Origin of the sequence: Microbacterium sp. PAMC21962, from assembly GCF_019443465.1 — a bacterium.
Taxonomy (GTDB): domain Bacteria; phylum Actinomycetota; class Actinomycetes; order Actinomycetales; family Microbacteriaceae; genus Microbacterium; species Microbacterium hominis.
The window spans coordinates 2,474,517-2,486,276 of sequence record NZ_CP080381.1 but is presented as its reverse complement, the minus strand read 5'-3'; the positions used below and the strand labels follow the sequence as shown (position 1 = coordinate 2,486,276).

Genomic DNA, 11,760 nt, shown 5'->3' with positions numbered 1-11,760 from the left:
TCACACGCGCTTCGTGTCGCGCCGGAACGCCCAGGTCGTCCCCGCGACGAACACGACCAGCCACACCAAGGCGTTGATGAGCCACATCGCGTCGAAGCTCTCCCCGGTCAGAGGCGAGCGGGCGAGCTCGCCGATGCCGTACACCGGTGTGAACTTCGCGATCGTCTGCATGAAGTCGGGCATGCTGCTCAGCGGGTAGAACAGGCCTCCGAGGAACGACAGGAAGACGACGATGAGGCTCGTCACCTGGGCGGCGTTCTCGCTCGGCATGAGGTAGCCGACGAAGAGGCCGAGCGTCGTGAACACGGCGCTCGCGAGCACCCAGCCCACCAGGCCCGTGCCGATCCACTGCCCGGCGCTGAGCTGGATGCCGCTGATCGCGCCGGCGGCATAGGTCGCAACCACGGCGAGCAGCCCCAGCACCATGCCCGCGATCATCTTGATGATGATGTTGACGAGCGGGTTCAGCGGGGTGAGGCGCAGCTGGCGGCTCCACCCCTGCGTGCGCTCGAGCGCGACGGCGGCGCCCGTCTGGGTGGCCGACATCATGGCGCCGTACATCGCCATCGACACCATGATGTAGGCCGCGACGGAGACACCGCCGTCGGCGACGGGCGTCGCCGTCAGCTGTTCGTCGCGCAGCCGCAGGCCGATGATGACGTACATCACGACGGGGAACGCGATCGTGAAGAAGAGCGTCCGGCGATTGCGCAGGCGGCGCTTCAGCTCGATGCCCAGATAGGTCAGGTTGAAGCCGCCGAGCGGCGGCACCCGCCGGTCGAGGGTGACGCGATCGGTCGACAGCGCGGTCGGCGCGGTGGATGCGGTGCTCATGCGGGGGCTCCTTCGGAGGTGAGCGCGAGGAAGACGCTCTCGAGGTTCTGGGACGTGATCTCGATGTCGCGGGCCGCGGTCTCGGTGAGGAGGTGGCGGGCGACGGCATCCGAGTCCTTCGTGTGGATGCTGATGCGGTCGCCGGCGAACTCGACGTCGTCGACGGCGGGAAGGGCGGCGAGGCGCGCCGGGTCGGCGCCCGGCAGGGTGGCACGCACGATGCGTCCCGACACGAGGTTCTTGATCTCGGCGGTGGAGCCGTCGGCCACGATGCGGCCGCGGCTCATGAGCACGATGCGGTCGGCGTACTCGTCGGCCTCGTCGAGGTAGTGGGTCGCGAACAGCACCGTGCGGCCGCGGGCGGCGTCGGAGCGGATCGCGCTCCAGAACGCGCGACGCCCCTCGACGTCCATGCCGGTGGTCGGCTCGTCGAGGATCAGCAGTCCGGGGTCGCTGAGCAGCGCCATGGCGAAGCGCAGCCGCTGCTGCTGGCCGCCCGAGCACAGGCCGACCCGTCGACTCCCGAGCTCACTGATGCCCGCACGCTGCATGACCTCCTCGATCGGACGCGTGTCGGCGAACAGGCTCGCCGTGAGAGCGAGCGTCTCGCGCACCGTGATGTCTTTCAGCAGGCCGCCGGTCTGCAGCACCGCCGACACCAGTCCGTGCGAGATCGCCGCCCGCGGGCTCTCACCGAACACCCGCACCGCGCCGCCGTCGGGGTCGGAGAGCCCCAGCAGCATGTCGATCGTCGTCGTCTTTCCCGCGCCGTTCGGGCCCAGGAAGGCGACGATCTCACCCGGGCGCACCCGCAGATCGACGCTCTCCACCGCTCGGACGCTGCCGAAGCTCTTGCGCAGGCCCGCGGCATCCACCGCGAGCACTCCCTCGTTCTGATCCATGTCTCCGACTCTGCCGCGGCCCGGTGCGACGTGCCGCACACGGGCGTCACGACCGCGCCATGACATTCGTCACGGCAGGAATCTCGCCCAACCGCGTCACAGATCGGTGGTTTCGGACTCTCACTTACGGGAGGAGAGGAGTCGGGATGGTCCAGCCGGGAGGGGGAGCGCTGCGGCGCGCCGCCATCGTCGATGCGTCGAGCGCGCGCCGCGGGCGTGCTCGCGAGCTGCTGACGCGGCGTCTCGGCATGAGCGTCGTGGACGAGTCGGCGTCGCTGCACGACCTCGCGATGCGGCTGCGGGGCACCGATCGGGCGGCACGGGCTCAGATGATCCTGCTCGTCTCGGCGTCGCTGGCCGACGGACCGGAACTCGAAGCGCTCGCCGCCTGTCGTGCCGCCGGGCTGCGCGTGGTCGCCCTGGTGCCGGGCGCGGGCGATCGCACGATGTGCGTGCTGAGGGATGCCGGGGTGGACGGCATCGTGTCCTCCCTCGAATCGGAGCGGGTCGTGCTCGCCGTCATCGACGCCGTGCGCCGCCGCGCACGCGCCTGGTCCCCCCGCGCACGCGCGGTTCTCGCGGCGCTGCCCGTGCGGCCCGCGCTGAGTCCCCAGGAGGAGCGGCTCGTCGTGCTCTACGGCGCCGGCCACACGATCGGCGAGGTCGCCGAACGCATCGGCGTGCGGGAGGACACCGCCCGCAAGTACCTCAATCGCGTCAAGGCGAAGTACGCGGCGGTGGGTCGCCCGGTGCACACGAAGGTCGAGATCGCGCGGGTCGCGCGCGCCGACGGGCTGCTCACCGGGACGGACGGCGACCGCGGCGTCTCGTGACGGAACGGCGATCCACGATCGCTGGTCCCGGGTTTCATTCTCGTTACAAAAAACGCGATGACGGGGTGAATTCCGGATGCCGGGGTCAAGATAGCGGTCTGGACTCCGCCTCCCCGGCGGGGTCGACCGACACACAGCAGAGGTAGTTCATATGGCACTGCACTTCACTTCCCCGGGGACTGGTCGAGGCCGCATCGGCCTGGCCGCCGGGGCACTCGCCGTCTCCGCGCTCCTGCTCGCCGGCTGCGCCGGCGGCGGCTCGACCGGTGGCTCGACCGACGGCGCCGCCGGAGGCCCCGTCATCGTCGGCACCACCGACAAGGTGACCACCCTCGACCCGGCCGGCTCGTACGACAACGGCTCGCTCGCCGTGCAGACGCAGGTCTTCCCGTATCTCGTGAACACGGACTACAACTCGACCGAGGTCGTGCCCGACCTCGCGGAGTCGGCCGAGTTCACCGCCCCCAACGAGTACACCGTCACGCTGCCGGCCGGTCTGAAGTGGGCCAACGGCCACGACCTCACCTCCTCGGACGTGAAGTTCTCCTTCGACCGCAACCTGAAGATCGCCGACCCGAACGGGGCGTCGAGCCTGCTCTACAACCTCGACAGCGTCGAGACCCCCGACGCCACGACGGTGGTCTTCAAGCTCAAGACCGACAACGACCAGGTCTTCCCCTTCATCCTCACCTCGTTCCCCGGCGCGATCGTCGACGAGGAGGTGTTCTCGGCCGACGCGATCACGCCCGACCAGGACATCGTCTCGGCCGACGCCTTCGGCGGGCCCTACTCGATCACGAAGTGGGACTTCAACAAGACCGTCGAGTTCACCCCGAACGCCAACTACAAGGGACTGCTGCCCGCCGCGACCAACTCGGGCGTCATCCTCAGCTACTTCGCCGAGTCGTCGAACCTGAAGCTCGCCGTGCAGCAGGGCGACGTCGACGTGGCCTACCGCAGCCTGTCGGCCACCGACGTGTCCGACCTGTCGGGCAATGACAAGGTCAAGGTCGTCGAGGGCCCCGGCGGCGAGATCCGCTACATCGTGTTCAACTTCAACACGCAGCCGTTCGGCGCCACGACCGCCGAGGCCGACCCGGCCAAGGCGCTCGCCGTCCGCCAGGCGGTGGCCGACCTCATCGACCGCGAGACCATCTCGGAGCAGGTCTACAAGGGCACGTACACCCCGCTGTACTCCTACGTCCCGGCCGGCTTCGCGGGTGCGACGGATGCGCTGAAGGGCCTGTACGGCGACGGCAACGGTGGTCCGGACGCCGACAAGGCGAAGGCGACGCTCGCCGCGGCCGGCATCACGACGCCCGTCACCCTGAGCCTGCAGTACAGCCCGGACCACTACGGCCCCTCCTCGGGTGACGAGTACGCGCTGGTCAAGCAGCAGCTCGAGAAGGACGGTCTCTTCACGGTCAACCTGCAGTCGACCGAGTGGGTGCAGTACTCCAAGGACCGCACCGCCGACGTCTACCCCGCCTACCAGCTGGGCTGGTTCCCGGACTACTCCGACGCCGACAACTACTTGACGCCGTTCTTCCTCGAGAAGAACTTCCTGGGCAACCACTACGTCAACCAGGAGGTCAATGACCTGATCCTCAAGCAGGCCGTGGAGCCGGATGCCGCCACGCGCACGTCCGACATCGAGAAGATCCAGGAGCTCGTCGCGAAGGATCTGTCCACCGTCCCGCTGCTGCAGGGCGCCCAGGTCGCGGTCACCGGTGCGGACGTGAAGGGAGTGACGCTCGACGCGTCGTTCAAGCTCCGGTTCGCGCCGATCACGAAGTAACCGCCGCGGGCGTTTCGACTCGTCGCTGCGCTCCTCGCTCGACGACCGGGGGATCACACCCCCGGTCGTTGAGCGAGCGCAGCGAGTCGAAACGCCCATCATCCGTAGAGTAGGCATCCATGACCAGCAACGTCGCGGCATCCTCCATCGCCGAGCCGCCACCCGCGCTCGAGGTGACGAAGAGTCGTTCGGGGTCGACGCTGGGCCGGTACATCCTCATCCGGTTCCTGCTGATCTTCCCGACCGTGCTCATCCTGGTGACGCTGGTCTTCTTCCTCATCCGCCTGACGGGCGACCCGATCACGGCGGCGCTGGGCGGACGGCTGCCGGCCGACCAGCTGGCCGAGCGCATCCACGAGGCGGGCTACGACCGCCCGATCTTCGTGCAGTACGTCGAGTACCTCGGGCGCATCCTCACCTTCGACTTCGGCACGACCATCACCGACAACCAGCCGGTCGTGCAGGTCATCGTCACGTACGGCACCGCGACCCTCGAGCTCGTGCTGTACTCGCTCGTGGTGGCCTTCCTCGTCGGCATCCCGCTGGGCCTCGTCGCCGCGGCGTTGCGCGACCGCTGGCCCGACGCGCTGCTGCGCGTGAGCGCCATCCTCTTCTATGCGACGCCGGTGTTCTTCGCGGGCCTCGTCGCCAAGCTGATCTTCGGTGTCTGGCTGGGCTGGCTGCCCGTCTCGGGCCGGGCGAGCGTGCGCACCGAGCTGGCCATCGGCCGCAACGGTGGGACCGGCATCTACCTCATCGACGCGATCGCGACCGGGAACCCCGCCTACATCCAGGACGTGCTGTTGCACGCGGTGCTGCCCGCGCTCACCCTGGGCCTGCTGACGGCGGGCATCTTCCTGCGCCTGGTGCGCACGAATGTCATCGGCACGTTCAACATGCCGTACATCGACGCCGCCCGCTCCCGCGGCGTCCGCGAGGGCCGTCTGGTCCGCACGCACGCGTACAAGCCGGCCCTGATCCCGATCATCACGGTGATCGGTCTGCAGATCGCCCTCATGCTCGGCGGTGCGGTGCTCACCGAGACGACCTTCGAGTGGAAGGGGCTGGGCTTCCAGCTGGCCGCGTACCTGGCATCCCGCGACTTCGTCGCCGTGCAGGGCATCGTCGCCATGATCGCGATCATCGTCGCGCTCACGAACTTCGCCGTCGACATCATCGCCGCGTTCATCGACCCGCGGGTCCGGTACTGAAGAGGGATGCGGACATGACCAAGCCCCGCCTCATCGACCGGATGCCGGTCGTCCATCAACTCCGCCAGAGCGTGGGCCTCCAGCGCGGCATGCTCGTCGCCGGTCTCGTGCTCACCGGCATCTTCGTGCTCTGCGCGATCCTCGCCCCCCTCATCGCGCCCTACGGGTTCGGGCAGCTGAGCGGCCCCGACGGCAACTTCGGGGCGCAGCAGCCGCCCAGTGCGGAGCATCTGCTCGGCACCACCGTCGGTGGGTACGACGTGCTCTCCCGCGTGATCTGGGGCGCCCAGACGGCGCTCTACGTCGTCATCGTGGCGATCGTGCTGTCGGTGTTCATCGGCATCCTGCTGGGCCTCGTCTCCGGCTACCTCGGCGGCTGGGTCGACCGCACCCTCGTCGTCGTGGCGGATGCGATCTACGCCTTCCCGACCCTGCTGCTCGCGATCGTGGTCGCGATCGCCATCAGCGGCGGGCAGTCGGGGCTGTGGCCCGGCATCCTCGCCGCCGCGGCATCCATCACCGTCGTCTTCATCCCGCAGTACTTCCGCGTCGTGCGCGCCGAGGTCGTGCGCATCAAGGCGGAGGCGTTCGTCGAGTCGGCCAAGGTGATCGGCGCCTCCACGCCGCGCATCATGTTCCGCCACGTGCTGCGCAACGCCACCCGGACGCTGCCGCTCATCGTGACGCTCAACGCGTCGGAGGCGATCTCGACCCTCGCCGCCCTCGGCTTCCTCGGTTTCGGCATCGAGCCGACGGCCGCCGCCGAGTGGGGCTACGACCTCAACAAGTCGATCAGCGACGTGGCCGCCGGCATCTGGTGGACCGCGATCCCGCCGGGCGTCGCGATCGTGCTGACGGTGCTGGGCATCACCCTCATCGGCGAGAGCCTGAACGACCTGGCCGACCCGCGCCTGCGGGCCCGCCGCCGCGCGAAGGCGCAGACGCCGGCCGACGCCGTCGCCGCCACGCAGCCGGCCTCGCGCGAGTTCATGGGAGAGGTGGAGTGATGGCCACGGCATCCTCCGGCGCGTCCGCCGTCGACATCCGCGGGCTCGACGTCACGTTCGCGACCGACGGCGGCGACGTCCACGCCGTCCGCGGCGTGAGTCTCGACGTGCGGCCCGGCGAGGTGCTCGCGATCGTGGGCGAGTCGGGCAGCGGCAAGACCGTCACGGCGCGCACGATCCTGGGACTCCTGCCCGAGACGGCGCTGACCCAGGGCGCGGTCGTACTCGACGGCACCGACGTGGTGGGGCTCGATCGCGAGTCGCTGCGGCGCCTGCGCGGGACCACGGCCGCGATGATCTTCCAGGAGCCGTCGACGGCGCTCAATCCGGTGTTCACCGTCGGCTGGCAGCTCGCGGAGGGCCTGCGGGCGCACGGGAAGTACACCAAGAAGCAGGCCCGTGCCCGCGCCATCGAGATGCTGGGCCGCGTCGGCATCCCCGACCCCGAACGACGCGTCGACGACTATCCCCACCAGTTCTCGGGCGGTCAGAAGCAGCGCATCGTCATCGCGACGGCGCTCGCGCTCGACCCGACCGTGATCATCGCCGACGAGCCCACGACCGCGCTCGACGTGACCGTGCAGGCGGAGATCCTCGATCTGCTGCGTCGGCTGCGCGACGAGGACGGCACGGCGATCGTGCTCATCACCCACAACATGGGCGTCGTCGCCGATCTCGCCGATCGCGTCGCGGTCATGCTCAACGGCGAGGTCGTCGAGACCGCCCCGGTCGCCGAGCTGTTCGCCGCGCCCCGCGACGCGTACACCCGGCGCCTGCTGGCGGCCGTGCCGCGGCTGGAGATCGTCGATCGTCAGCCGCCGGCGGGTGCCGCGGAGGCGGTGCCGGTGGTCGCGGCCGAGGATCTCGTCATCGAGTACGCCGGACGCCTGCGCCGCGCCGGCTTCCGCGCGGTCGACCGGGTGAGCTTCACGATCGCGCCCGGCGAGGTCGTGGGACTGGTGGGCGAGAGCGGATCGGGCAAGACCACCATCGGTCGGGCGATCGCGGGGCTCACGCCCGTGACCGGGGGGTCGCTGCGGGTGCTCGATGTGGAGATGAACGGCGTGAAGGAGCGCACGTTCCGTCGCCACCGCAAGGACCTCGGCTTCGTCTTCCAAGACCCGGCGACGAGCTTCAACCCGCTGCTGACGATCGCGCAGAACGTCGCCGAGCCGCTCATCGTGCACGGCGGTGCGCGGGATGCGGCCGATGCGCGCGACCGCGTCGATGAGCTGCTGGAGGCCGTGCAGCTTCCCAAGGCGTTCGGCGACCGCTTCCCGCACGAGCTGTCAGGTGGTCAGCGCCAGCGGGCGTCGCTCGCGCGCGGTCTCGCCCTCGACCCGAAGCTGCTCATCGCCGATGAGCCGACCAGTGCGCTCGACGTGTCGGTGCAGGCGCGTGTGCTCGAGCTGTTCGGCGAGCTGCAGGAGCGCTTCGGGTTCGCGACCCTCTTCATCACCCACGACCTCGCGGTCGTCGACATGCTCGCGCACCGCGTCGTCGTGCTCCACAAGGGCACCATCGCCGAGACCGGCCCGACCGCGCAGGTGCTCGGCGACCCACAGGACGACTACACGCGCAAGCTGATCGCGTCGCTGCCGGTGCCCGACCCCGTCGAGCAGGCCGCACGTCGGGAGGCGTGGCGCGCCGCTCGCGGCTGAAGCCGCGGCATCCGCGTGCCCTGCTGCCCCCGGGCCTGGGGCCCGCGGTTCTGCGGCCCGCGCGCGGCGTGCGTAACTCCAGCTGGATGGCACCGGCGGGGGCGTGCGGCTCGGGCGCGTGCGGTTCAGGCGGAGTTGTGCACGCGGGGCGCGCGAGGGCGAGTGTCTCCGGCCTGCCATAGCCTGACGGGATGACAGTGAAACTCGGCTTCATCGGCATCGTCGTGCGCGACATGGCGGCATCCCTCGCGTTCTACCGCGCGCTCGGCGTTCCGATCGCCGACGGCCAAGACGATGCGCCGCACGTGGACGCGGTGCTGGACGGCGGCGTCGCCCTCGCCTGGGACACGGTCGAGACGATCCGCAGCTTCGACCCCGGCTACGAGCCGGCGTCGGGGGGCCATCGCATCGCGCTCGCGTTCGTGCAGGACAGCCCCGCCGAGGTGGATGCCGTCTACGCCGCTCTCGTGGCGGCGGGGCACGACGGTCACGTCGCGCCGTTCGACGCCTTCTGGGGGCAGCGCTACGCGACCGTGCTCGACCCCGACGGCAACGCCGTCGACCTGTTCGCGCCCTTGCCGGCCGCCTGAACTCGTTGTCGCGCGACCAGCGACGCCCAACGTTTCACGTGCAACGCGGGTGTCAGTTCGACAGGTTGTCGATGAGTGACGCGAATACGCCGAGCGGGCCGAACAGCATCAGCATCAGCACGGCGCCGATGATGATGATGGCGGCCCACGGAACGCGTCGGCGGAGGCGGCGGCCCGCCGGCGCGACGCCGGGCGGTGGCCGCAGGGATGCCGTGGGCGCCGCGAACGGCAGCCGCGCCGGCGCGGGCTCCGCCGGCGCGGCATCCCCTGTCGTGGCGTCCCCTGTCGCGGGATGCGTCGTCACCGCCGTTGCGGGCGGAGCGAGCCGGTCGTCGCGCCAGCGCTCCCACTGCGCGAGCTTGTCGAGCAGTGCCGCCACGACGGAGAACAGCCAGGCCCAGGTCGCCGGATCGAGGGTGGAAGCCTCGCGCTGCGTGTAGAGGAACAGCCAGTCGTCGACGATCTCCACGTCGAGGGCGGCCGCGTGATCGACGAAGCGGGCCATGATGTCGGGCGTGAAGAGGTACAGGGCGTCGGCCTCGTAGCCGGACGGGCAGTAGAGGGTGAAGTAGCGGTCGAAGTCGCCCTCGAGGCTGAGCCGCTGCGCCCCGTCGAAGGCGGCCGGCAGGGTGGAGCCGAACAGTCCGTTGTTGCCCAGGGCGTCCAGCACGATGTTCGGCAGGGGCGTCGCGAGCTTCACCGCGACGTAGCCCCACCGATGGGTGGACTCGTTCTTGCCCGAGCCGGTGCGGTAGACGTAGTTGCCGAACTCCACGAAGCGCGGGCTCTCGCCGCGGACCACGTCGGTGGCTTCGCGGCCGTGTCCGAGGCCGAACACCATCCCCGGAAGCGGCGGCGCGGGCACCGACGGGTACCAGGTCATGGCGTTGGCGCGCGCGAAGCGGTCGAGGCGCCACCAGCGCTCCCCCGTCCGGGCGCCGAACGCCCGCACGATGCCGACAGCGAGGACCGCGACGACGGCCACGAGCATGACCACCGGCGCGAAGGCCAGCACCGTGAAGCCGTCTCCGGAGACGGCCGCGGATGCGGCGCTCATCGCTCCGGCGAGCACGCCCAGGATCGTCGACCCGAAGACGATCGCGAAGACCACGCCGACGATCACGGCCATGACGACGCGCGCGCTCGTCGCGGCGGCCGGTGCGTGTCCGCCGGCGCGCAGCTCGCGGACGTAGGCGCGTACCGCCGCGCGATCGGCGGGCTCGATGAGCGGTCGCGCGTCGAAGGGCGAGGATGCCGCAGGCGTGCTCATGTCGTCACGCTACCGGGCCGAGCTTTCAGGGCGCCGTCCGTGCGTCCTCGTCACGATAACGGGCGCGCAACTCTTTTTCGACGGATGCCGTCGGCAGCCCGACCGCGACCACGAGCAGCCCCAGCACCAGCGCGACGGCCCCCACGAGATACGCCGCCCAGGCGCCGTCGACGAAGCTGAGGCGCGCGGCCTCGAGGATCTGCGTCGCGTATGCCGGGTTCTCCGCTGCGACATGGGCGGCGGAGGCGAACGAGGCTTGCAGTGCGCGCGTCACGTCGTCGGAGAGGGCCGCGGCATCCGGTGAGGCGGCGATCAGCCCCGCGAACACGTGCGCGAACCCGCCGGCGAGCACGGCACCGAGCAGCGCCTGCAGCACCGCCCCGCCGAGATCGCTCTGCAGGTCGCTCGTCGCCGAGGCCATGCCCGCTTTGCGCACCGGCGTGCTGCTGGTGAGCGAGCGGGATGCCGCGGTCATCACGAACGAGGCTCCTCCCCCGACGAGGGCGAACGCGGCGGCGACCACCACCGGCGTGGTGTCCTCGTTCCACGCGAGCATCGTGCCGAAGGCGCCGATGAGCACGACATAGCCGACGATCATCGCGATCCGGGTCCCGCGCTCGACCAGGACGGCGGCGAGCGGCGCGCAGGCGAGCAGGGCGATCGCGGCCGGGATGAGGGCGACGCCGGCCTGCAGGGCGTCGTAGCCGAGGATGTTCTGCAGGTACTGCTGACCGACGAACATGGCGCCGACGAGCGACCCGAACGCGAGTGTTCCCGCGACCGCCGGCACCCAGAAGAGGCGTCGCCGGGCGACCCGCAGGTCGTACAGGGGCGCCGCGACGCGCAGCTGGCGCGCGACGAAGGCCGCGATCAGCGCCGCCGCCGCGACCAGGAGCGTCAGGCCGGCCGTCGCATCTCCCGGCGCGAACACGATGCCGAGACCCAGGACCAGTGCGGCGACGGCGAGCACCGACAGAACCCCGCCGAGGTGGTCGACCGGTTCGTCCGACTCGGCGACACCGCGCGGGATCGCGCGCGCGGCGATCAGCAGCGCGGCGACGGCGACGGGGACGGGCAGCAGCAGGGCGATACGCCACCCGAAGGCGACGACGAGGGCCCCCGACAGCACCGATCCCCCGACCGTCGCGACCGCGCCCGTCGCGGTCCACAGCGCGATCGCGCGGACGCGGGCGGGCCCCTCGCCCCACAGTGCGGTGATGAGGGCGAGCGTCGTCGGGAACGCGAATCCGGCGGCGATCCCCGTGAGCACGCGCGCCGCCATGAGGAACCCGATCGAGGGGGCGAGGCTCGCGGCCGTGCCGACGACGAGCAGTCCCACGAGCCCGATGCAGAGCACCCGGACCCGGCCGTGGCGGTCGCCGATGGCGCCGGCGTACAGCACGGTCATGGCCAGGCCGAGGCCCGTGCCGAGGGCGACGAGGTTGAGGGTGGTCTGCGAGGCGTCGAAGGTCGCGGCGATGTCGGGGAGGGCGACGGTCGCGCCGCCGGTGGTGAGGTTGCAGACCGCGGCGGCCAGCAGCAGTGCCGTCAGCACGGCGCCGGAACGCGCCGGAACGTGCGTGCTCGGCATCCGCCGTCCTTCCGTCGTCCCGTCGTCGTCCCTGAGCGTAGCGCTCGTCGGGTAGACTGTTGT

The 11,760-nt window shown here is 70.7% G+C and carries 10 protein-coding genes; 6 read left to right on the top strand and 4 right to left on the bottom strand.

Going from position 1 to position 11,760, the window contains the following annotated elements; all coding sequences use genetic code 11:
* A complete protein-coding gene (locus KY498_RS11910) occupies window positions 1-834 on the bottom strand; it encodes an ABC transporter permease (RefSeq protein WP_101305176.1) in 834 nt (277 codons plus the stop codon).
* Entirely contained in the window at window positions 831-1,736 is a 906-nt protein-coding gene (locus KY498_RS11905; RefSeq protein ID WP_101305177.1) for an ABC transporter ATP-binding protein, read from the bottom strand. The genes KY498_RS11910 and KY498_RS11905 overlap by 4 nt, the downstream gene beginning before the upstream one ends.
* Window positions 1,737-1,882: 146 nt before the next feature.
* Here KY498_RS11905 and KY498_RS11900 point away from each other — a divergent pair, with 146 nt between their 5' ends.
* From KY498_RS11900 to KY498_RS11875, 6 genes are all read left to right on the top strand, one after another.
* On the top strand, window positions 1,883-2,569 hold the full coding sequence (locus tag KY498_RS11900; protein ID WP_191009281.1) for a response regulator transcription factor: 687 nt from the start codon (window positions 1,883-1,885) through the stop codon (window positions 2,567-2,569).
* Window positions 2,570-2,720: 151 nt separating this feature from the next.
* Window positions 2,721-4,367, top strand: a complete 1,647-nt coding sequence (locus KY498_RS11895) for an ABC transporter substrate-binding protein (RefSeq protein ID WP_101305178.1) — start codon at window positions 2,721-2,723, stop codon at window positions 4,365-4,367.
* Window positions 4,368-4,486: 119 nt separating this feature from the next.
* Window positions 4,487-5,578 carry an ABC transporter permease gene (locus KY498_RS11890; protein ID WP_101305179.1) on the top strand — a complete coding sequence of 364 codons (1,092 nt, stop codon included), beginning with the start codon at window positions 4,487-4,489 and terminating at the stop codon, window positions 5,576-5,578.
* A gap of 14 nt (window positions 5,579-5,592) precedes the next feature.
* Window positions 5,593-6,585, top strand: coding sequence for an ABC transporter permease (locus tag KY498_RS11885; protein ID WP_191009282.1), 993 nt, complete (start codon window positions 5,593-5,595; stop codon window positions 6,583-6,585).
* Window positions 6,585-8,246, top strand: a complete 1,662-nt coding sequence (locus KY498_RS11880; protein WP_191009283.1) for an ABC transporter ATP-binding protein — start codon at window positions 6,585-6,587, stop codon at window positions 8,244-8,246. Before KY498_RS11885 ends, KY498_RS11880 begins: the two co-directional genes overlap by 1 nt.
* Before the next feature lie 191 nt (window positions 8,247-8,437).
* A complete protein-coding gene (locus tag KY498_RS11875) occupies window positions 8,438-8,836 on the top strand; it encodes a VOC family protein (RefSeq protein WP_101305180.1) in 399 nt (132 codons plus the stop codon).
* Between the two features lie 52 nt (window positions 8,837-8,888).
* Here KY498_RS11875 and KY498_RS11870 read toward each other — a convergent pair whose 3' ends face one another.
* Window positions 8,889-10,106, bottom strand: a complete 1,218-nt coding sequence (locus KY498_RS11870) for a hypothetical protein (RefSeq protein WP_191009284.1) — start codon at window positions 10,104-10,106, stop codon at window positions 8,889-8,891.
* Between the two features lie 25 nt (window positions 10,107-10,131).
* Window positions 10,132-11,697 carry an MFS transporter gene (locus KY498_RS11865; RefSeq protein WP_191009285.1) on the bottom strand — a complete coding sequence of 522 codons (1,566 nt, stop codon included), beginning with the start codon at window positions 11,695-11,697 and terminating at the stop codon, window positions 10,132-10,134.
* Window positions 11,698-11,760: the final 63 nt, after the last annotated feature.